The sequence below is a fragment of the Amycolatopsis melonis genome (genome assembly GCF_040064235.1).
GTDB classification, from domain to species: domain Bacteria; phylum Actinomycetota; class Actinomycetes; order Mycobacteriales; family Pseudonocardiaceae; genus Amycolatopsis; species Amycolatopsis melonis.
The window spans coordinates 341,195-360,473 of record NZ_JBDZYD010000013.1 but is presented as its reverse complement, the minus strand read 5'-3'; the positions used below and the strand labels follow the sequence as shown (position 1 = coordinate 360,473).

The 19,279-nt window shown below is 70.8% G+C and carries 21 protein-coding genes; 11 read left to right on the top strand and 10 right to left on the bottom strand.

Annotated features, from left to right (window positions below; translation table 11 throughout):
• The first annotated feature begins 8 nt into the window (after window positions 1-8).
• Window positions 9-821 carry a GH12 family glycosyl hydrolase domain-containing protein gene (locus ABJI51_RS33115; protein WP_348954992.1) on the top strand — a complete coding sequence of 271 codons (813 nt, stop codon included), beginning with the start codon at window positions 9-11 and terminating at the stop codon, window positions 819-821.
• Here the strand turns inward: ABJI51_RS33115 and ABJI51_RS33110 are convergent.
• From ABJI51_RS33110 to ABJI51_RS33075, 8 genes are all read right to left on the bottom strand, one after another.
• Window positions 818-1,381 (bottom strand): hypothetical protein, encoded by a 564-nt coding sequence (locus tag ABJI51_RS33110; RefSeq protein ID WP_348954991.1) that lies wholly within the window; start codon window positions 1,379-1,381, stop codon window positions 818-820. The genes ABJI51_RS33115 and ABJI51_RS33110 overlap by 4 nt on opposite strands.
• A gap of 2 nt (window positions 1,382-1,383) precedes the next feature.
• Complete coding sequence (locus tag ABJI51_RS33105) at window positions 1,384-2,142, bottom strand: hypothetical protein (RefSeq protein ID WP_348954990.1); 759 nt, start codon at window positions 2,140-2,142, stop codon at window positions 1,384-1,386.
• Window positions 2,143-2,152: 10 nt separating this feature from the next.
• Complete coding sequence (locus ABJI51_RS33100; RefSeq protein ID WP_348954989.1) at window positions 2,153-2,467, bottom strand: hypothetical protein; 315 nt, start codon at window positions 2,465-2,467, stop codon at window positions 2,153-2,155.
• Entirely contained in the window at window positions 2,467-3,195 is a 729-nt protein-coding gene (locus ABJI51_RS33095; RefSeq protein WP_348954988.1) for a hypothetical protein, read from the bottom strand. The genes ABJI51_RS33100 and ABJI51_RS33095 overlap by 1 nt, the downstream gene beginning before the upstream one ends.
• 112 nt (window positions 3,196-3,307) lie before the next feature.
• A complete protein-coding gene (locus tag ABJI51_RS33090) occupies window positions 3,308-4,174 on the bottom strand; it encodes an aldehyde dehydrogenase family protein (protein WP_348954987.1) in 867 nt (288 codons plus the stop codon).
• A complete protein-coding gene (locus ABJI51_RS33085) occupies window positions 4,167-5,600 on the bottom strand; it encodes an aldehyde dehydrogenase family protein (RefSeq protein WP_348954986.1) in 1,434 nt (477 codons plus the stop codon). The genes ABJI51_RS33090 and ABJI51_RS33085 overlap by 8 nt, the downstream gene beginning before the upstream one ends.
• Complete coding sequence (gene deoC / locus ABJI51_RS33080) at window positions 5,600-6,574, bottom strand: deoxyribose-phosphate aldolase (RefSeq protein ID WP_348954985.1); 975 nt, start codon at window positions 6,572-6,574, stop codon at window positions 5,600-5,602. The genes ABJI51_RS33085 and deoC overlap by 1 nt, the downstream gene beginning before the upstream one ends.
• 95 nt (window positions 6,575-6,669) lie before the next feature.
• A complete protein-coding gene (locus tag ABJI51_RS33075; protein WP_348955020.1) occupies window positions 6,670-7,284 on the bottom strand; it encodes a DUF1707 SHOCT-like domain-containing protein in 615 nt (204 codons plus the stop codon).
• Between the two features lie 85 nt (window positions 7,285-7,369).
• Here ABJI51_RS33075 and ABJI51_RS33070 point away from each other — a divergent pair, with 85 nt between their 5' ends.
• Together ABJI51_RS33070 and upp are read left to right on the top strand one after the other, a co-directional pair.
• Entirely contained in the window at window positions 7,370-7,804 is a 435-nt protein-coding gene (locus tag ABJI51_RS33070) for a protein-tyrosine phosphatase family protein (RefSeq protein ID WP_348954984.1), read from the top strand.
• A 5-nt stretch (window positions 7,805-7,809) separates the two neighbouring features.
• The gene (upp, locus tag ABJI51_RS33065) at window positions 7,810-8,433 is read left to right on the top strand and encodes a uracil phosphoribosyltransferase (protein ID WP_348954983.1); all 624 of its coding nucleotides are present in this window, start codon (window positions 7,810-7,812) and stop codon (window positions 8,431-8,433) included.
• A 38-nt stretch (window positions 8,434-8,471) separates the two neighbouring features.
• Here the strand turns inward: upp and ABJI51_RS33060 are convergent, their stop codons facing one another.
• Window positions 8,472-9,875 (bottom strand): hypothetical protein, encoded by a 1,404-nt coding sequence (locus ABJI51_RS33060; RefSeq protein ID WP_348954982.1) that lies wholly within the window; start codon window positions 9,873-9,875, stop codon window positions 8,472-8,474.
• Between the two features lie 76 nt (window positions 9,876-9,951).
• Here ABJI51_RS33060 and ABJI51_RS33055 point away from each other — a divergent pair, with 76 nt between their 5' ends.
• Both ABJI51_RS33055 and ABJI51_RS33050 read left to right on the top strand, forming a co-directional pair.
• A complete protein-coding gene (locus tag ABJI51_RS33055) occupies window positions 9,952-10,521 on the top strand; it encodes an RNA polymerase sigma factor (protein WP_431605684.1) in 570 nt (189 codons plus the stop codon).
• Complete coding sequence (locus ABJI51_RS33050; RefSeq protein WP_348954980.1) at window positions 10,518-11,789, top strand: hypothetical protein; 1,272 nt, start codon at window positions 10,518-10,520, stop codon at window positions 11,787-11,789. Before ABJI51_RS33055 ends, ABJI51_RS33050 begins: the two co-directional genes overlap by 4 nt.
• Here ABJI51_RS33050 and ABJI51_RS33045 read toward each other — a convergent pair.
• Complete coding sequence (locus ABJI51_RS33045; RefSeq protein ID WP_348954979.1) at window positions 11,762-12,379, bottom strand: TetR/AcrR family transcriptional regulator; 618 nt, start codon at window positions 12,377-12,379, stop codon at window positions 11,762-11,764. The genes ABJI51_RS33050 and ABJI51_RS33045 overlap by 28 nt on opposite strands.
• A gap of 83 nt (window positions 12,380-12,462) precedes the next feature.
• Here ABJI51_RS33045 and ABJI51_RS33040 point away from each other — a divergent pair, with 83 nt between their 5' ends.
• The 6 genes from ABJI51_RS33040 to ABJI51_RS33015 all read left to right on the top strand — a co-directional run bounded on the left by ABJI51_RS33040 (window position 12,463) and on the right by ABJI51_RS33015 (window position 19,277).
• Window positions 12,463-12,864, top strand: a complete 402-nt coding sequence (locus ABJI51_RS33040) for a MerR family transcriptional regulator (RefSeq protein ID WP_348954978.1) — start codon at window positions 12,463-12,465, stop codon at window positions 12,862-12,864.
• Window positions 12,865-12,914: 50 nt separating this feature from the next.
• A complete protein-coding gene (locus ABJI51_RS33035; protein WP_348955019.1) occupies window positions 12,915-13,838 on the top strand; it encodes an aldo/keto reductase in 924 nt (307 codons plus the stop codon).
• A 303-nt stretch (window positions 13,839-14,141) separates the two neighbouring features.
• Entirely contained in the window at window positions 14,142-15,677 is a 1,536-nt protein-coding gene (locus ABJI51_RS33030) for an NAD(P)-binding domain-containing protein (protein ID WP_348954977.1), read from the top strand.
• Window positions 15,677-16,747, top strand: a complete 1,071-nt coding sequence (locus ABJI51_RS33025; protein ID WP_348954976.1) for an alpha-hydroxy acid oxidase — start codon at window positions 15,677-15,679, stop codon at window positions 16,745-16,747. The genes ABJI51_RS33030 and ABJI51_RS33025 overlap by 1 nt, the downstream gene beginning before the upstream one ends.
• A complete protein-coding gene (locus ABJI51_RS33020; protein WP_348954975.1) occupies window positions 16,744-18,000 on the top strand; it encodes a cytochrome P450 in 1,257 nt (418 codons plus the stop codon). Before ABJI51_RS33025 ends, ABJI51_RS33020 begins: the two co-directional genes overlap by 4 nt.
• Entirely contained in the window at window positions 17,997-19,277 is a 1,281-nt protein-coding gene (locus ABJI51_RS33015; protein WP_348954974.1) for a cation:proton antiporter, read from the top strand. The genes ABJI51_RS33020 and ABJI51_RS33015 overlap by 4 nt, the downstream gene beginning before the upstream one ends.
• Window positions 19,278-19,279 lie beyond the last annotated feature (2 nt).

Below are 19,279 nucleotides of genomic sequence, written 5' to 3'. Positions count from 1 at the left end.
CCGGAACGGTGGCCGCGGGCGGGAAAATGCGACGAAGTTCGGCGTTGTTGGTCATTCCCTTTCTCTGCCTCGCCGGCTGCGGTCCCGGCGTCGCCCCAGTAGGCGTGGTGGCGCCGATTCTCCAGGTCACGCCGACGGTCCCGGACCCGCCGCCGGTGTCGCTGATCCGTAGTTGTGGCACGCCCGAGTTCACGACAAGTGATCGTGACGGCGGCCGCGCGGACGGCGGATACTACGTCGACAACAACGTGTGGAATGCCGAAGAAGCGGGTCCGCAGACTTTGCGTGGGTGCGCGTACGACAACTGGTACGTCGATTCGGTGCAGCCGGAGACTTCGTCGGTGAAAACCTATCCGAATGTACACAAGGACATTGCCGGACAGAAAGGAAGGCCGTTCGACGATTTCACGGTGATCACGTCGTCTTTTGCGGGCCGCGGGCCGGGCATCGGGGTGTACGACGTGGCCTACGACGTCTGGCTCAACGGGGTGGGCAACCGCCCGGGGGTCAGCGAGCTGATGGTGTGGACGGAGAACCGCAAGCAGATCCCCGCGGGCAAGAAGCTGACGACGTACGCGGCTTCAGGCTTCATGTACGACGTGTGGGCCGACGACGACGGCCGGTACGTGGCGTTCGTTTCGCGGACCCCGCAGTACTCCGGGGTGGTGGACCTGAAGGCGATGATCGCGTGGGCGACCGGGAAGGGCCTGCTCCCGCCCAATCCGACGGTGAACCAGATCGGCTATGGGATCGAGTTCTGCTCCACGGGTGGGGGGAAGGCACGGTTCACGCTGACGGGGTTCTCGGTGACGATGAGTTAGCGCTGGTAGCGGTGGAACGTCCGCGGGGAGGGGCGCAGGAGCGGCCAGCCGACGAGGAGGTCGACGACGCCGAGCGCGAAGGCGACCAGGGGCAGCAGCAGGTAGACCAGAATGCCGGAGGTGATCGGGATGGAGCCGTCCGGACCGGGGGCCGACCAGGTCAGCGACCCGGTGGAGAAGAAGTAGAAGAACGGGAAGGTGAGCAGGGAACAGCTCCCGGCGCAGAGTGGCCCGGCCGACAGGTAGGCGGGACGGAGCCGCAGGATGTACCCGGTTCCCGAAGCGTGGTGACCGGTCTCCACCCAGGCGGGTGCGAACAGCAGCGTGACGCCCGAGATGAGCAGGAACACGGCACAGAAAACGCCGAGCATCACGCCGATGCCGTTGGCGGCATTGTGGCTGATCGGCAGGCTGTACCCCATGACGAGGGCGGCGGTGCCGATGGCCAGGGCGGCGACCGTGCTGAGCGCACCGAGCAGCGGCAGAGTGCGGCGGATCTTGACCGCCATGCGGGGCGGGATCCAGGCGTAGGCCCGCGGATCCATCGGGAAGCCGGTCATGGTCAGTCGTTGACCCGCCAGTCACCCCGGTGCGACATCGTCGTGGTGTCGGTCCGCTCCCACTGGTCGCCCAGGTCGTCGATCTTGGCCTGGATGGAGTTCTGCTCGGTTTCGATCACGTCGAGCAGTGCCTCGATGGCGACGATCGTGCCCGTTATCGCAGCCACGGCCGCGGCGATCGCCGCGGAAAGGATGCCCAGTGCCAAGGGCAGGCCGACGACCGTGGCCGCGCTCAGGATGGCGGACACGATGGCTGCGAGCAGGCCACCGACGATGATCTTCATTGCGAGCCAGAAGGATTCGATGCCGTTGGCGAGGCTGGTGAGCGAGTCGCGCAGCTGTTCACCGAGATCCTTCATCGAGTCCAGATGATCGATCTGCGCGGGAACGGCGGACTTGTAGGTCTCGGCCGCCCGGCCTTGCCAGTAGATCTGGGTCTTCAGCTTGTCCAGGTGCAGCGTGCTCGCGATTTCGTCGACGGTGTGCGAAAACTCCTCGATCCATTGCCGCCCCACCTGCTTGAGCTTGTCCGGATCGCCTTGGTCGTCCTTGAAGCGCTCGAGCGCCCGGACGTATTCGGCGAACTTCTCCTTGACGTAGTTCGCCAGGTCGATGATCGGCCGGACCAGCGACTCCAGGGCGCCCGGCACCCAATCGAGCAGGTCACGCACCTTGTCCATGAACTCCCGGAACTTCTCCTCGATGGCGCGGATGTCCTCGAGCGTCCGGTTGATGATCTCGTTGCCGGCCGGTGCCGTCATGGCCGTCCCCTCAGTGCCCGTCGAGCTTGCCGAAGCGACTGGCGTGCTCCGCTTCGGCGCGTTCGTAGATGGCAGCACCGTTCAGCAAGCTGCCAGCGATACCGCGGAAGTTGTCCGCGCCCTGGGCCAGCAGGAGATCCAGTTTCGCGCGCATGTCGTTGTAGCGGCGATCGAAGCCCCTGGCGGCCGCGAAGCTCATGACGTCCCGGGGAGTCAGTTCCAGCGGCGCCACGATGCCGCGCGCCTGGTTGAGATTGTCAGCTGCGATATCCCAGGTCCGGGCGTCCGAGCGGAGGGCTTCCAGTGCCACTTCCATGTCATTCATCAGCGGGTGCCTCCTTTGGGGTCGGCGAAGCTGGAGGGCGGCGGGTTGAGACCGACTCGTCTCAGAAGCCGGGCGGGATCGAACAGCAAGCCCATCAACTCGGCGTAGGCCGGCCCTGAGGGTTGTGGGGCAAAGCCCGCAGGCGCCGACATGCGCTGGAGTGTGCGCAGCACGTCCAGCAACTCACTCTCGACCTCGGCATTCCGGGCGATCGACGCCCAGGTCGGGTCGAGCTCCAGGCTGAGGTAACGCCCTCCTTGGGCGGTGCCGCTGACGTGGCCGCCGCTGCTTTCTCCGGAGACGATGCCGGTGCCGACTGCGGACACCTGGGCGGCGAATTCTTCGAGTTCGGCGTTCACCGCGTCGGTCAGCCGCAGGACGTCCTGGGCGTTGAGCGGTGTCTCGTCCTGGTCGGCCCTCGGCGGCGGGGGCGGATTCTCCCGGATCTCCCGGGCTTGCCGGCTCGACGCCTCGATGGTCGCGGCGTTGGCCGCGGCCAGCACGTTCGTGTCGAGGCCGCGGGGGTCGACGCGGCTCTTCCAGTCGTCCGCGAGACGGACCCGTTCGACGGCACCCTCGGGAGAGACGGTCACCGTCACCACCGCGTCCGGGTCGCGGCCCGTGGGGCCTGCCGGTTCGGGTTCGTCCTCGGCTTTCGGCGCCGGGCGTTCTCCGTCATCCCAGAGGTCGGTTTCCGCCTCGAAGGCCCAGCTGTCGTCGTCCGGCACTGCACCCTCCCCGATGCATCACGTTCCGTACTCATCTGCACTGTAGCGGTAATCGCCGCTGGATGGGGCGAAGGCCACCGCCCGGCCGGGTGGTGGCCTTCGCTTTCCGAACTCAGACGCCCAGTGGGTGCCAGACCGTCTTTGCCTCCAGGTACCTGCGCAGCCGGGTCAGGTCCGGGGCTTCCGTCCAGTCCGGCTCGGTCTCCGGGACCGTCAGGACCCGCTTCACCGTGTTCGCCGCTTCGCGGGCCAGGCCCGGGCGGTCGGCCGGGGTCGCTCCCGTGGGGTCCAGGGCGTTGACGTCTGCGTGGGAGGCCAGCCAGGGGCCCAGCTCGGCCGCGTTGCCCGTCAGGATGTTTGCCACGCCGCCCGGGACGTCCGACGTCGCGAGGACCTCCGACAGCGTGATTGCCGGGAGGGGCCGGTCCGTGCTCGACACCACCACCGCCGTCGAGCCCGTTGCCAGGACCGGGGCCAGCACGCTCACCAGGCCCAGCAGCGACGACTGCTGGGGCGCCAGGACGCCCACCACGCCCGTCGGTTCCGGGACCGTGAACGAGAAGTACGGGCCCGCCACCGGGTTCGCCGCGCCGAGGACCGTGGCGATCTTGTCCGTCCAGCCCGCGTACCAGACCCAGCGGTCGATCGACAGGTCCACAATGGACTCCGCCTTCTTCGCCGCCAGGCCCTCCGACGCCGACACCTCGGCGACGAACTGGTCGCGGCGGCCCTCCATCACCTCGGCCACCCGGTAGAGCACCTGGCCGCGGTTGTACGCCGTGGCCGCCGACCAGCCGGGGAAGGCCTTGCGGGCCGCCACCACCGCGTCGCGGACGTCCTTGCGGGACGCGTGTGCCGCGTTCGCCAGGAACTTGCCCTTGCCGTCGGTCACCGGGTACACCCGGCCGGACTCCGAACGGGGGAACTTGCCGCCGACGTACAGCTTGTACGTCTTCGCGACGGAAATACGGTCAGACATTCAGGTACGCCTCCAGCCCGGTGCGGCCGCCTTCGCGCCCGAAGCCGGATTCCTGGTAGCCGCCGAACGGGGCGGCGGGGTCGAAGCGGTTGAAGGTGTTGGCCCAGACCACGCCCGCGCGCAGCTGGTTGGCCATCCACAGGATCCGGGAGCCCTTTTCGGTCCAGATACCGGCCGAAAGCCCGTACGGCGTGTTGTTCGCCTTCGCCACCGCCTCGTCCGGCGTGCGGAACGTCAGCACCGACAGGACCGGGCCGAAAATCTCCTCGCGCGCGATGCGCATCGACTGGTGGACGTTCGCGAACACCGTCGGCGCGAAGAAGAACCCGCGGTCCGGCACCGGGCACGGGCTGGTCCAGCGCTGCGCGCCCTCGGCGTCGCCCGACTCCACCAGGCCGCGGATCTTGGCCAGCTGCTCGGCCGAGTTGATCGCGCCGATGTCGGTGTTCTTGTCCAGCGGGTCGCCGAGGCGCAGCGTCGAGACGCGGTAGCGCAGCTTCTCCAGCACCTCGTCCGCGATGGACTCCTGGACCAGCAGCCGCGAACCCGCGCAGCAGACGTGCCCCTGGTTGAAGAAGATGCCGTTGACGATGCCTTCGACGGCCTGGTCGAGCGGGGCGTCTTCGAACACGATGTTCGCCGCCTTGCCGCCGAGTTCCAGCGTCAGCTTCTTCGGCGTGCCCGCGACCTGGCGCTGGATGGCCTTGCCGACCTCGGTCGAGCCGGTGAAGGCGATCTTGTCGATGCCCGCGTGGTCCACAATGGACGCACCGATGTCGCCGGCGCCGGGCAGGATGTTCACCACGCCCGGCGGCAGCTCCGCCTGCTGGCAGATCTCGGCGAACACCAGCGCGGTCAGCGGCGTCGTCTCCGCGGGCTTGAGCACCACCGTGTTGCCCGTGGCCAGCGCCGGGGCGATCTTCCAGGCCAGCATCAGCAGCGGGAAGTTCCACGGGATGATCTGCCCGGCGACCCCGAGCGGCTTCGGTGAGGGCCCGTAGCCCGCGTACTCCAGCTTGTCGGCCCAGCCCGCGTGGTAGAAGAAGTGCGCCGCCGCGGTCGGGACGTCGGAGTCGCGCGACTCCTTGATCGGCTTGCCGTTGTCCAGGCTCTCCAGCACCGCCAGCTCGCGCGAGCGCTCCTGGATCAGCCGCGCGAGGCGGAACAGGTACTTCGCGCGCTCGGTGCCCGGCATCTTCGACCACACCGAGTCGTACGCCTTGCGCGCGGCCTTCACCGCAGTGTCCACATCGGACTTCGACGCCGTGCCGACCTCGGCGAGGACCTCTTCGGTCGCGGGGTTGATCGTCTTGAGCGGCTCGCCCGAGCCGTCGACGAACTCGCCGTTGACGAACGGCTTGTAGGAGTCCTTGAGGTTCGCGATGGCGCGCGACTCCGGCGCCGGTGCGTACTCGAAAACAGGCATCAGTCCACCGTCACGTAGTCGGGGCCGCTGTAGTGGCCGTCCACCTGAGTGCGGCGCTGCAGCAGCAGGTCGTTGAGCAGGCTGGACGCGCCGAAGCGGAACAGGTCCGGGGTCAGCCACTGCTCGCCGGCGACCTCGTGCACCGCGACCAGGTACTTGATCGCGTCCTTGGTCGTCCGGATGCCGCCCGCGGGCTTGACGCCGCGCAGCTCGCCGGTCTGCCGGTGCCAGTCGTGCACGGCCTGCAGCATGATGTGGGTGACCGGCAGCGTCGCGGCGGGGGAGACCTTCCCGGTGGAGGTCTTGATGAAGTCGCCGCCGGCGAGCAGCGCCAGCCACGACGCGCGCCGCACGTTGTCGTAGGTCGCCAGCTCGCCGGTCTCGAGGATGACCTTGAGGTGGGCGTCGCCGCAGGCTTCCTTGACGGCCCGGATCTCCTCGAAGACGTCCATGTACCGGCCTTCGAGGAAGGCGCCGCGGTCGATCACCATGTCGACTTCGTGCGCGCCCGCGTCGACGGCGATCCGGGTGTCGGCCAGCTTGATCTCGCGGCTCGTGCGTCCGGCGGGGAAGCCGGTGGCGACGCTGGCGACGTGCACGCCGCTGCCCGCGAGCGCTTCGACGGCGGTGGCGACCAGGTCGGGGTACACGCAGACGGCGGCGACGCGCGGAGTGTCCGCACGCTCGGGATCGGGCCGGACGGCCTTCGCGGCGAGCGCGCGGACCTTGCCGTGGGTGTCGGCGCCCTCCAGGGTGGTCAGGTCGACCATGGAGATGGCGGTGTCGATGGCCCACCGCTTGGCGTCCTTCTTGATGCTGCGCGTGCCGAGGCCCGCCGCGCGCTGCTCGACGCCGACCTGGTCGACACCGGGCAGCCCGAGCAGGAACCGGCGCAGGCTCGCGTCGTCGCGAGTCGCGTCCGCCAGCGGTGCCGGGGTGGCCGGCGCCGCTGACGTGCTGGTCGTGGCTGTCATGCGCCTGAGTCTAGGCGGCGGGTCCGACAGTTCGCGGGGTCCGGAGCCGGATCACTCGGTGTGACGACGCGACTTCCCGTGTCACCTGCGGCGGGTCAGGCCCCTTCGATCTGCGGTGGTTCCGACCGCTGCGCCGGCTTGCGGTACACGACGACTCCGCCCCAGAAGCCCAGCCCGTTGATCTTCACCGTCGGCGCGGTGGGCGGGGCCGGCGGTGCTCCCGACTTGTCCTCCAGCACGAAGCCGCCCATGAAGCCGATGCCTGTCACGTCGACGTTGATGTCGTCCGGGACCGTGATCTGGATGCCGCCCATGATGGCGACCGCCGTGATCGTGCAGTTCTTGTCCGCGAAGCGGGCCTGCCTGAGGTCGATCTCTGTGCCGCCCCAGAACGCGAAGCTGTTGTGCTGCGGGGGCAGGACCCAGCTGCCCTTGCGGACCGCGCCCGACATGACGCCGATCGACACCGGGGAGCCCGGGTGGCCGCCGATCCGCTGGTCGGGGTAGCCCAGTGCCTGCGACGGCGCCGGCTGGACCGCCGTGCTGGACACCGGCAGGTCCGCCGTCACCGGTTTGAGTTCGCCCAGCGTCTTCGCCGCATACACCGTCGAGAGCCGCTCTTCCAGCTCGTTCACCGTGATCCGCCCTTCCGAGAGGGCGTTGTGCAGCACCTGGGCGACGCGCTCGCGGTCGGCGTCGGAGGCCCGCATCTGGTCGGGCGTCAGTTCGCTCACCCGGGGCAGCTTATCGGCGAAAACCACCCTGCGTGTCCGTCTTCCGGAGGACACTGGGCCGATGGGATCAACCACGGTCGAGTTCCCCGACGGCATCCGGGTCCGCGGGCGGGGGCTGGGGCGCCCGCGGCCCGCCGAACCCGAGCCCGATTTCGGCCTCTACCTGGGGACGAGCAAGCTGCGGCGCAAGCACGGCGGCGGCCTCACCTGGCCGCACGAGTGGATCACCTGGCCCGACTTCCTGCTGCCCCGCGACTCCGAAGCCGCCCGGCGGCAGATCCGGAACCTGCACGAACGGGCGAAGAGCGAGACGGTCGAGGTCGCCTGTTACGGCGGTGCCGGCCGCACCGGCACGGTGATGGCCTGCCTGGCCGTCCTGTCCGGCGTTCCCGCGGACGAAGCCGTCGCGTGGACGAGGCGGCACTACCACGAGCGGGCCGTCGAAACGCCCTGGCAGCGCGGCTGGGTGAAGAAGTTCGCGAGGCAGCTAGATTGACCCGCATGGATGTGCACGTCGTCGACCACCCCCTCGCGAAGGCCCGGCTCTCCACGATGCGCGACGCGCGCACCGACAGCGCCGCGTTCCGGGCCGCGCTGCACGAGCTGACCGTCATGCTGGTCTACGAAGCCACGCGCGACGTGCCGGTGAAGACCGAGCGGATCCACACGCCGGTCGCCCGCACCGAGGGGTACACCCTCGCCAAGCCGCCGCTGCTGGTGCCGGTGCTGCGGGCCGGGCTCGGCATGGCCGACCAGGCGCACAAGCTGATCCCGGACGCGCAGATGGGCTTCGTCGGCCTGGCGCGCGACGAGGAGACGCTGAAGCCGACGCCGTACCTGGAGTCGCTGCCGGAGTCGCTCGCCGACCGCCCGGTCCTGGTGCTCGACCCGATGCTCGCCACCGGCGGTTCGATGGAGTACACGATCCGCCTGCTCACCGGCCGCGGCGCGGACGACGTCACGGCCATCTGCGCGCTGGCCGCCCCGGAGGGCCTGGCGCACCTGGAGAAGACCGGCCTGCCGGTCCGCGTGGTGACCGCGAGCATCGACGAGCGCCTCAACGACTCGGGCTTCATCGTCCCGGGCCTCGGCGACGCGGGTGACCGCCAGTACGGCGCCGTCTAGCGGCTCGAGCGCGCCCTGGGTGGTCTGCCGCGCTTTCGTCAGGACGGCACCAGGTAGAGCTCCTGCTTCCCCAGCGTCGGCGCGTCGAGCGTCCAGTGCGCGAGCGCGTCCGGCGGTGGGGACGGCAACCGGCGCAGGACCAGGTCCGGCCGCCGCGGGTGGACGTCGAAGTCGAAGAATGCGTAGTCCACTCGCAGGGCCGCGCGCAGCCAGCGGTTTCCGGCGCCGCGGGCCTCGATGGCCGCCGGGAGCAGGCCGCGGTCGGCGAACACGTCGACGATGGCGCACTCGCACGTGTACGCCAGCACGCCGATCTCACCGGCGCTGCCGATCACCTTCGACCCGGCCAGCGCCCGCAGGTCGCGGCCGATCTCGGTGTACTTCGCCGTCGACGCGTAGTTGGACGTCAGCGGCGCGAACTCGCGCGGCAACCCGGGAGCCGCGTACGCGATCACGGAAGCGGCTACCAGCGCGACAACACAACCGGTCGCGAAGCGGCGAGAAGACGCCCAGGCGCAGAGAAACACCGTCGCCGTCGTGATTCCCGGGCCGTAGTACCAGTGGTACGGCGGGACCGTCAGCAGCACGTACATCCCGTGGTACAGCACTCCGCCCAGCGCCAGCAGCGCGAAGGGCCGCAACGCCGGAGTGTGCCGGAGCGCCAACGGCACGGCGATGAGCGGCAGGAAGGCGAGGGCCGTCGTCCAGGGAGCTGACTGGGCGTAGAAGAGCGGGCCGTTGCCGAAGGTCCATTGGCCCCACGTGCGCTGCGTGCCCTGCAGCGTCTTGATCACGAACGTGTCGGGCAGTGCCGCGCCGAGCGCGACCCAGCTGAACGCGAACCACGGCAGCGCGACGAGCGCCGCGCCGAGGAGTGCGCGGCCGGACCGCACCGCGAAACCCAGGACCAGCGCGAAGATCAGCAGGTCCAGCCGTACGAGGGCGAGGGCGCCCGCCGTCAGGCCGAACGCGAGCGGGCGGCGCGCGACCGCGAACACCGTCAGCCAGGCCAGGACCGCGGCGCCCAGCGCGACCTCCAGCCCGATCGAGGACAGCAGCAGCGGGTTCGCCGTCAGCGCCGCGAACGCCAGCCCGGGAAACCAGCGCGGCAACGCGGTGCCGAGCCGTCGCAGGGCCAGGACCAGCGCCACCTGGCTCAGCACGTACAGCACGCCTGCCGCGGCGACCGCGTCCCGCAGCACGAACGTCAGGACGGCCAGGGCGAGGACGTTCGCCGGGGACGTCGCGGAGTTCGACGTCGCGTCGGCCAGCAGGCCCCAGTGGCCGTGGAACGCCAGGTTCCGCGCGTAGGCCAGCGTGATGTACGTGTCGTCGACGAGGTGGGGCCGGGCCGGCAGGAACACCGCCGCCGACACGCCCGCGGCCGCGACCGGCAGCCGCCACGCCCTCGTCCGGTTGTCCGTGGTCCGGACCTGCTCCATGATCACGACCGGAAGTGGCCGCCAGTGCCACGGAAGTTGCGCGCAACATTTGTCCGGGTGCCGGCCACTGAGGAGTGTGACCAGCCATGCGACGGGGGTACCGGTGGGTGACCGGGCGCTCTGGGACCGCGTTTCCGAAGGCGACGAAGCCGCCTTCGCCGCGCTGTTCGAGCGGCACGCCGAGGCCGTCTGGAACCACGCCTACCGGCTGACCGGCTCGTGGTCCGCCGCCGAGGACCTCACCTCCAGCACGTTCCTCACCGCGTGGCGGCGGCGCCGGGACGTCCGGCTGGTCCGGGACAGCGCCCTGCCGTGGCTCTACACCGTGGCCGGCAACGCCGCCCGCGACGAGCATCGCGGCGCGAAACGGCGGTTGCGGCTGCTCAAGAAGATCCCGGACCTGCCGGTGGTGTCCGACCACGCCGACGCGGTCGCCGCCCGGCTCGACGGGGAGCAGCGGCTGCGCGAGATCGTCGAAGCCGTGCGGTCGCTGCCGAAGGCGCAGCGGGCCGTCGTCGAGCTGTGCCTGCTCGGCGACCTCAGCGTCGCCGACGCCGCCGAGCTGCTGACCGTCGCCGAGGTCACCGTCCGCGCCCACCTGTCCCGCGCCCGCACCCGGCTGCGCACGCTGCTGGAGGAGAAATGAGCAACGATCTCGGCCTGCCGCCGCGCCGCGAGCTGCCGGACGACGTCCGCGCGCGCCTGCGTGCCGAAGTCCGCCGCGGCATGGCGTCGCGACGGCCGTCCCGTGCCTGGTACGCCGCCGCGGCGGCCGCCGTCGTCCTGCTGGCCGCGGGTGCGGTCGTCGCGACGCAGGTGATCCGGCAGCCGGTCGCGACCCCGGGACCGGCTCCGGCGCCCGACCCGGGCCCCGGAGACCTCACCCTCGACACGCAGGTGGCGACGACGGCGCTCGACCGCTGCTGGGCGGCCGTGCAGTCGGCGGGCAAGGCGGACCGCGTGCCGCCGCGCGCCGAGTGGGTGCCGCTGTTCACGGAGGTCCTGCAGACAGATGCCGTGGTGGCGGCGACCGCGGCGGGCAAGCCGCTGTTCTGCGAGACCACCGAGACGACCGTGACGCTGTCGGACCCGGGTGCCACGCCCGCGCGCACCCCGGGCACCGGGATCGGGCTGCTGCTGCACAGCCCGACCGGGACGGTCGGCGGGGTCACCGACCGGGGAGCGGAGAACGCCTATCTCACCGCCCGCACCCTGAGCGGCGAATCCGTGCCGGGGTCGGTCCGCTCGTCCCCGGTCACCGGCCAGTTCGTGACCATGATGCGGACGGATCCGGCGCGGACGACGATGACTCTCGAACGCGCCCCGTTCCAGGCCTCGACCGTGCTGGCCGCGGCGCCGCCGCCGCTGCTTTCGGTCACCGACCGGCCGCTGACCGCCGACCGGACGTCCCCCGCGGGACGGGCGCTGGGCGACTGCCTGGCCGCCGCGGAGGAGGAAGTCGTCCCGGACGCCGCGGCCTTCGCACCGGGGCCGCTGCTGCAGAACGACCGCTACCAGGTGGTCACCGGCCGCCGGGACGGCCGGGTCGTGGTGTGCGCGACCCAGCCCGACTACGGGCGGGCGGGGAAGACGAGGTCACGGGCCTACCCGGAGATGGTCGGGCCGCAGACGCCGCCGGTGCGCGTCGTGCCGGCGGAGACCCTGGGGATGGCCGAGGCGGGCGGTGACCGGGAGAAGTGGCAGACGCCGTTCGTCCTGGCCCTGCCCCTGACCGCGGCGAAGGCGACCATCGACTTCGGCATCGGCACGAGCGCCGAGGTCGGCGTCGTCGACGGCATGGCACTGACCTGGCTCCCGAAGAACATCGCGCGCCAGCCGGAGACGAAGGTGCACGTCGTGGTGCGCGACGCGCAGGACAGGACGCTCTACGACGGGTTGCTGTCGCTGTTTTGAGGCCGCAGCCAGCCTTCGGCGTTCGCGCGCAGGGCCCGCTCGTAGGACTCGGTGACGTCGAACTCCTCCGGCAGGTTGCCGGTCAGTTCCAGGGACACCAGGCCGTGCACGATGCCCCAGCAGCCGACCGCGACGGTCTCCGGCGGGACGTCGGCGAAGACGCCGTCCTCGATCGCGCGGCGGATGATCCGTTCCAGCGGCTTGAGGGTTTCGCGGGCGAGCTGTTCGGCGTCCTCGTTGGGCTCGAAACCCGGGATCGACCGGGTGAACATGATCCCGTACAGGTGCGGGTCGGCCAGCGCGCTCGCGCGGTAGGCGCGGCCGAGCGCGACGAGGTCCTCGACGGCGTCCCCGGTCAGCGGGGTGCGGGCCATCCGGGCGCCGAAGCGGCGGAACCCCTCGGTGTAGAGGGCGTTGACCAGGTCGGGTTTGCTGCCGAAGAGGGAGTACACGGCGGTGGTCGACGTCCCGGCGTCGGCGGCCAGCTTGCGCAGGGACAGCGCCTTCGGCCCGTCGGCGGCGATGAGTTCGCCTGCCCGGTCGAGGAGCTTCAGCCGGAGCGCTTCGTCGTGCGTGCGGGGTCGCGCCATGCACCCAGCGTATCGCAACGGTGTTATTTTTGGCAGGGAAGAGGAGTTGACCTGGAGTGCACTCCAGGTCGTACTGTCGGGCCATGAGCTACTCGATAGCGGAAGCCGCTCGACGTAGCGGACTGTCCATCGACACCCTCCGGTACTACGAGCGCATCAAACTGCTCGACCCGCCCGCCCGCGACGCCGCAGGCCGCCGGTCCTACTCCGACGACGACCTCAACTGGCTGGGCTTCCTGACCAAGCTGCGCACCACCGGGATGCCCATCAAGAGCATGCGCGAGTACGCCGCGCTGCGCCGCCACGGCGTCGCGAGCGCGGGCCGCCGCAAGGCCCTGCTGGTGGAGCAGCGCCGGTCGGTCGCCGAGCGGATCGCCGAGCTGCAGGGCTGCCTCGACATCCTCGACTACAAGATCGACAACTACGCCCAGGTCGAGCGGCACGTGCTCGGCGTGGAACCCGGTATGGAGGAGATTTCCGCGTGAAGACCAGGAAGCTCGGTGGCCTGGAGGTCAGTGCCCAGGGGCTCGGCTGCATGGGCATGAGCCACGGCTACGGCGTCCGCGACGACGACCAGGAGTCGATCGCGACGATCCACCGGGCCCTCGACCTCGGCGTCACGCTGCTGGACACGGCGAACGTCTACGGCGGCGGCGTCAACGAGGAGCTGGTCGGCCGCGCGATCGCCGGCCGCCGCGACGAGGTCGTCCTCGCGACGAAGTTCGGCATCGTGTGGACCGACGGCGTGATGGGTGCCCGCGGCGACGCCGAGTACGTCCGGCAGTGCTGTGACGAGTCGCTGCGGCGGCTCGGCGTCGACCACATCGACCTGTACTACCAGCACCGCGTCGACCCGGACACGCCGATCGAAGAGACGTGGGGTGCGCTGGCCTCCCTGGTCGAGGCGGGGAAGATCCGGTACGCGGGGATTTCCGAGGCCAGTGCCGCGACGATCCGGGCCGCGCACGCCGTGCACCCGGTGACGGCGCTGCAGAGCGAGTGGTCGCTGTGGACCCGCGGCCTCGAAGGCGAAATCCTGGACACGTGCCGGGAGCTGGGCATCGGCGTCGTGCCGTTCTCGCCGCTGGGCCGGGGTTTCCTCACCGGCGCGGTGACGTCGGTGCGCGACCTGCCCGCCGACGACATGCGCCGCACGCTGCCGCGCTTCGCCGACGGCAACTTCGAGCGCAACATGGCGATCGTCGACGCGCTGCGGAAGCTGGCGGAGGAGAAGGGCGTCACGGCCGGGCAGCTGGCGCTGGCCTGGGTGCAGGCCCGCGGCGAGGACGTGGTGCCGATCCCGGGCACCAAGCGCCGCAAGTACCTGGAGGAGAACGTGGCGGCGGCTTCGCTGGAGCTGACGGCCGATGACCTGGCGGCGATCGAGGCGGCCGCGCCCACCGACGCCGTCGCGGGAGAGCGCTACCCCGAGCAGCTGGCCCGCGCCGCCGGGCGGTAGGAGTCGCGGGTTTGGGTCTTCTGCCGCGGCCCCGCACGGTGCGTCCGGGGTGGGCTGAAAGGGACTTTCGTCTCACCTGGTGCAGTGAAAGGGACTTTCCTCGCATCGGATGCCAGGAAAGCGCCTTTCAGCTCGCGCCCGCCGGCACCGTCGCGGGAGAGCGCTACCCGGAGCAGCTGGCCCGCGCCGCCGGCCGCTGAAGCGCCACTTTCACGTGAAAGTGGCGCTCTGAGCCTTTTCTGAGATCTCCGGGGCAGGCTCGGCGCCGATCATGCGGTCGGTGCCGAGTCCCGGGAGGTCGTCGTGGCGGAGGATGTGCTCGATTATCTGGTGGTCGGGGCCGGGCCTGCCGGGTTGCAGCTGGGGCAGTTTCTCGGCCGTGCCGGGTACCGGTACCTCGTGCTGGAGGCCGGGTCCGCGCCCGGGCACTTCTTCGAGACCTTCCCGCGGCACCGGACGCTCATCTCCGTCAACAAGAAGCACACCGGCTACGCCGACCCGGAGCTGAACCTCCGGATGGACTGGAACTCGCTCCTCGCCGACGGCGACGACGATCCCCTCCTGTTCACCGCCTACAGCGACAAGCTCTTCCCGCCCGCCGAAGCCCTGCTTCGCTACCTCGCCGACTACGCGGCGAAGCACGACGTCCAGGTCCGCTACGACACCCGCGTGACGCGCATCCGCCGCGAAAGCGCTGTCTTCGTTCTCACGGCCGGGGACACCGAGTTCGCGGCGCACCGGCTGATCATGGCCACCGGCGTCACGAAGCCGTACATTCCGGACTTCCCCGGCGCCGACCTGATCGACCAGTACGTCGACGTCGACGTCGATCCGGAGCACTTCGCCGATCAGCGGGTCCTCGTCCTCGGCAAGGGCAACTCCGCCTTCGAGACCGCGGACAACCTCATGGAACGGGCCGCGGTCGTGCACGTCGGCGGGCCGCGGCCGGTGAAGCTGGCCTGGCGCACGCACTTCGTCGGGCACCTGCGGGCCTTCAACGCGGGCATCCTCGACATGTACCAGCTGAAACTGCAGCACGCGATCCTCGACGGCGACGTGCGCGAAATCCGCAGGGACGCCGACGGCTACCACGTCAAGTTCGCCTTCGCCCGCGCCGACGAGGTGGTCAAGGAGATCCGCTACGACCGGGTCATCTGCTGCACCGGCTTCCGGTTCGACGCGGACGTCTTCGACGAGGACTGCCGTCCGGAGCTGGTGATCAACGGCCGGTTCCCGGCGCAGACGCCGGACTGGGAGTCGGTCACCGTGCCCGGCCTGTACTTCGCGGGCACGATCACCCAGGTCCGCGACTTCAAGAAGGCCACCAGCGCGTTCATCCACGGCTTCCGCTACGGCGCCCGCGCGCTGGTCAAGGTGCTGGGCGAGCGTCATCACGGCAGGCCGTGGCCGCACACCGAACTGGCCGCCAAGCCGGACGCGCTGACCGAGGCCGTGATCACCCGGATCAACCGGACTTCCGGGCTGTACCAGCAGTTCGGCTTCCTCGGTGACGTCGTCGTGGTCGACGGCGACACGGCCCGCTACCTCGAAGAGGTGCCGGTCGACCGGCTGCTGGGCGACCCGCCGGACGACGCCTTCGTCGTCACCCTCGACTACGGGCCGGACCACGACAAGGTCGATCCCTTCGACTTCGTCGCGCGTGCCAGCCAGGACAAGGCGAACGACCACGGCGAAGGTCACTACCTGCACCCGATCGTGCGGCACTACCGCCGCGGCGAGCTGGTCGCGACCCACCACGTCACCGAGAACCTCGAGAACGAGTGGGACCGGGAAGTCCACATCGGACCGCTGGCCGCCTTCTTCGCGCGGGAGCTGTGATGCGCTCGATCGCGGAGTTCGAGGCGGCCGCCCGCGAGCGCCTCGATCCGGCACACTACGACTACTTCGCGGGCGGCGCGCAGGACGAGATCACCTTGCGGGAGAACGAAAGCGCGTACAAACGGCTGCGGCTGATCCCGCGCGTACTGCGTGGCAGCGACAAGCGCGACCTGAGCCTGACGCTGCTCGGGACGCCGTCCTCGATGCCGATCCTCGTCGCGCCCACGGCGTTCCACCGGCTCGCCCACCCCGACGGGGAACTGGCCACGGCGAAGGCCGCGGCGCGGGCGGGCACGATCCTGATCGTCAGCATGGCCGCCACCACGGCGATCGAGGACATCGCCGCGGCCGCCCGCGAGGCCGCTCCCGACCCTGGCCTGTGGTTCCAGCTCTACCTGCAGCCCGACCTGGAGTTCAGCGAGGCGATCGTGCGGCGCGCGGAAGCCGCGGGGGTCAAGGCGTTCGTCGTCACCGTCGACTCGCCCGTGCTCGGCCGCCGCGAGCGCGACGACCGCAACGCCTTCCACGACCTCCCTCCCGGGCTGGCCGTCGAGAACCTCCGCAACCTCGGCGAGAACCGCAGTGGCGGCAACGCCAGTCACGTCCGCGAGATCGTCATGTCGGCCGGGCTGAACTGGGACCACATCGCCTGGCTGCGGGGCAAGACCAAGCTGCCGGTGCTGATCAAGGGCGTGCTGCACGCCGAGGACGCGCGGCTGGCCGTGCACCACGGCGTCGCCGGGATCGTCGTGTCCAACCACGGCGGCCGCCAGCTCGACACCGTCCCGGCGACCATCGACGTCCTGCCCGAGATCGCGGCGGCCGTCGGCGGGGCGCTGCCGGTGCTGCTGGACGGCGGGATCCGGCGCGGCACCGACGCCGTCAAGGCGCTCGCCCTGGGCGCGGACGCCGTCGCCGTCGGCCGACCGGTGGTGTGGGGCCTGGCCGCGGGCGGCCGCGAAGGCGTCTCCGAGGTCCTCGAACTGCTGCGGGCCGACTTCGACCAGGCGCTGGCCCTGTGCGGCGGGCGGCACCCGGCCGACCTCACGCCGGACCAGGTGCGGCGATGATCGGCAAGGTGCTGGTGGCGGCCGCGGTGGCGTCCGCGCCCGCCTGGCTGCCCGGCCGGGTCGTGGCCCTGCGGATGAAGATCTTCGCGCTGGTCAACGGCCAGGACGTCGTGACGGTCCCGGGCGAGCAGGTCGGCGCCGCCGACTTCCGGCGCGTCTACGCCGACCCGGCGGCCAACGGCCGCAGCCGCGGCGCCGCGCTGTCGGACCTGTTCTGGTACTGGCTTTCCCCGGGGCCCGAGGTGCACCAGGAGCACCTCGAAGCCGGGCCGCGCTACGACGAGGTCGCCAAGTGCACCCGGCACATCCTCGTCAAGTCCAAAAAGGACGCCGAGGAGCTGGCTCGGCGTGTCGCCACGCGTGTCCTGGACGACGTCGGCCCCGGGCTGGTCCGGCTGCGGGACACGATGATGCCGATCTGGGCCGAGCTGTACCACGAGCTGGTCCTCGACGAGCCGTGCCCGCCGGAAGCCCGCGACCTGATCGTGGCGCACGCCGACGACGTCGTCTCGGCGCTGAAGTGCGTGCGGCCCCGGAACATGCGCCGCCGCGCCCGGCTGACGCGGTACCTGCGGCGGCGCCTCGCCGACGTCCCGCATCCGCTGCCGGAATCTCTGACGCCCGAGGAACAGGTCTACTACCTGCAGGGCACGTTCTTCACCACCGCCGTCGTCCAGATGTCCGAGGCGATGGCGCACCTGCTGATGATCCTCGCGCAGCGTCCCGGCCTCCAGCAGCGGCTCGCCGAGCACCCGGAGGACATCGATCGCGTCATCGACGACGGCCTGCGCGAGTACCCGCTGTTCGGCATCGCGCACCGGATCACCACGGCCGACATCGAGCTGGCGCACCTGACGATCCCGGCCGGGACGGTGCTGTGCTTCAGCTATCCGGACTTCGCCGCGCAGGCGCCCAAGGAGGACTTCGTCCCCTTCGGGGTCGCGCAGAACCGCGCGTGCCCGGCCCGTGGAGTCGCCCCGCCTGCCATGCGGGTCGTGACGCAGGAAGTGCTGCGGCGCTTCAGCCTCGCCTCGACCGCCGGGCACACCCGCTCGATCCCGAACCGCGGCCCGGCGCTGCTCACCCCGCGGGGCGCGCCGCGCAAGCGCCTGCCGCTGGCCTGGCTCGCGGTGCGCGACCGCTGGGAGGACGTCTGGCGCAGCCTCGCCCAGCTCGTCTTCGGCACGTACATGGTCCTCGACGCCCGCCGCCAAGCGCTCTGCAGCACCTACTTCGCCGGAGGCAACCGATGAGCCCGTCCGAAGCGGCACCGCTGTTCTTCCTCGCCGTCGTGGTGATCCTCGTGGTGGTCCGGCTGGTCTGCCTGGCCGCGGTCCGGCTCGGCCAGCCGCCGGTGGTCGGGGAGATGATCGCCGGGGTGCTGCTCGGCCCGTCGCTGTTCGGGCTGCTGCTGCCGGACGTCCAGGCCGCGCTGTTCCCCGCCGAAGTCCGTTCGCTGCTCTACGTCGGCGGCCAGATCGGCCTGGTCATCTACATGTTCGGCGCGGGCTACGAGTTCAACCTGCGCAGCATCGCGCGGTCGCGAAAGTCGGTCGCGGCGATCTCCTCGGCCGGGACGCTGGTGCCGCTGCTGCTCGGCATCGGCGTCGCGGTCGCCGGGACGTCGTGGGCCGGCCTCGGCAAGCCGGGCGTTTCGCCGGTGACGTCGGCCGCGTTCGTCGGCGTGGCCGTGGCGATCACGGCGTTCCCGATGATGGTCCGGATCATCACCGAACGCGGGATCGCCTCGACGAGGTTCGGGTCGCTGGCCCTGGCCTGCGGCGCGCTCGACGACGTCCTCGCGTGGCTGCTGCTGGCGGTCGTGCTGGGCATGCACGCCGGGTCCGCCGGTCCGGTCGCGCTGGCGCTCGGCGGCGGGCTGCTGTTCGCGCTGCTGGTCTTCCTCGTCGGACGGCGGCTGCTGAAGCGGCTGATGGGCAGCGACCGGGTGAGTGTCGACCAGCGCGTGCTCGTCACCGCGATGACGTTGTTCGCGGCCGCGTGGTTCACCGACACCATCGGGCTCTACGCGGTGTTCGGCGCGTTCACCGTCGGCGTGGCGTTCCCGCGCGGCGAAGCCTCCGACGCGGTGCTGGCGAAGATCATGCCGATCGGGCGCATCGTGTTCGTCCCGCTGTTCTTCACCTATTCCGGGCTGAACACGCGGTTCGCGCTGCTGGCCGACCCGAAGCTGCTCGCCTTCGCGCTCGTGGCGGTCCTCGTCGCGATTGCCGGCAAGCTGGGTGCCTCCTGGGGCGCGGCGCGGCTGGCCGGGGAGCCGCCGGAGATCGCGACGCGTGTCGGCGTCCTCGTCAACGCGCGGGGGCTGATGCAGCTGATCGCGCTCAACATCGGGCTCGCCGCCGGGATCGTGTCGCCGGCGTTGTTCACGGTGCTGGTGCTCGTCGCGCTGGTGACCACGGTCATGACGGCGCCGCTGCTCGGGTGGCTCGACCGCCGGGATGCCCGCCGGGGGAGTACCGCGGTGCTCCTGACGGCGGAACCGGTCCCGGTGACCGGGAAAAGTTGAGG

Bases quoted from the DNA above. Each gene is read 5' to 3' on its own strand.
- upp (WP_348954983.1), top strand. From the start codon at position 7,810: ATGGATGTGCACGTCGTCGACCACCCCCTCGCGAAGGCCCGGCTCTCC.
- ABJI51_RS33060 (WP_348954982.1), bottom strand. From the start codon at position 9,875: ATGGAGCAGGTCCGGACCACGGACAACCGGACGAGGGCGTGGCGGCTG.
- ABJI51_RS33110 (WP_348954991.1), bottom strand. From the start codon at position 1,381: ATGACCGGCTTCCCGATGGATCCGCGGGCCTACGCCTGGATCCCGCCC.
- ABJI51_RS33075 (WP_348955020.1), bottom strand. From the start codon at position 7,284: ATGCGGGCCTCCGACGCCGACCGCGAGCGCGTCGCCCAGGTGCTGCAC.
- ABJI51_RS33085 (WP_348954986.1), bottom strand. From the start codon at position 5,600: ATGCCTGTTTTCGAGTACGCACCGGCGCCGGAGTCGCGCGCCATCGCG.
- deoC (WP_348954985.1), bottom strand. From the start codon at position 6,574: ATGACAGCCACGACCAGCACGTCAGCGGCGCCGGCCACCCCGGCACCG.
- ABJI51_RS33105 (WP_348954990.1), bottom strand. From the start codon at position 2,142: ATGACGGCACCGGCCGGCAACGAGATCATCAACCGGACGCTCGAGGAC.
- ABJI51_RS33040 (WP_348954978.1), top strand. From the start codon at position 12,463: ATGAGCTACTCGATAGCGGAAGCCGCTCGACGTAGCGGACTGTCCATC.
- ABJI51_RS33090 (WP_348954987.1), bottom strand. From the start codon at position 4,174: ATGTCTGACCGTATTTCCGTCGCGAAGACGTACAAGCTGTACGTCGGC.
- ABJI51_RS33015 (WP_348954974.1), top strand. From the start codon at position 17,997: ATGAGCCCGTCCGAAGCGGCACCGCTGTTCTTCCTCGCCGTCGTGGTG.
- ABJI51_RS33045 (WP_348954979.1), bottom strand. From the start codon at position 12,379: ATGGCGCGACCCCGCACGCACGACGAAGCGCTCCGGCTGAAGCTCCTC.
- ABJI51_RS33020 (WP_348954975.1), top strand. From the start codon at position 16,744: ATGATCGGCAAGGTGCTGGTGGCGGCCGCGGTGGCGTCCGCGCCCGCC.
- ABJI51_RS33025 (WP_348954976.1), top strand. From the start codon at position 15,677: ATGCGCTCGATCGCGGAGTTCGAGGCGGCCGCCCGCGAGCGCCTCGAT.
- ABJI51_RS33035 (WP_348955019.1), top strand. From the start codon at position 12,915: ATGGGCATGAGCCACGGCTACGGCGTCCGCGACGACGACCAGGAGTCG.
- ABJI51_RS33070 (WP_348954984.1), top strand. From the start codon at position 7,370: ATGGGATCAACCACGGTCGAGTTCCCCGACGGCATCCGGGTCCGCGGG.
- ABJI51_RS33050 (WP_348954980.1), top strand. From the start codon at position 10,518: ATGAGCAACGATCTCGGCCTGCCGCCGCGCCGCGAGCTGCCGGACGAC.
- ABJI51_RS33100 (WP_348954989.1), bottom strand. From the start codon at position 2,467: ATGAATGACATGGAAGTGGCACTGGAAGCCCTCCGCTCGGACGCCCGG.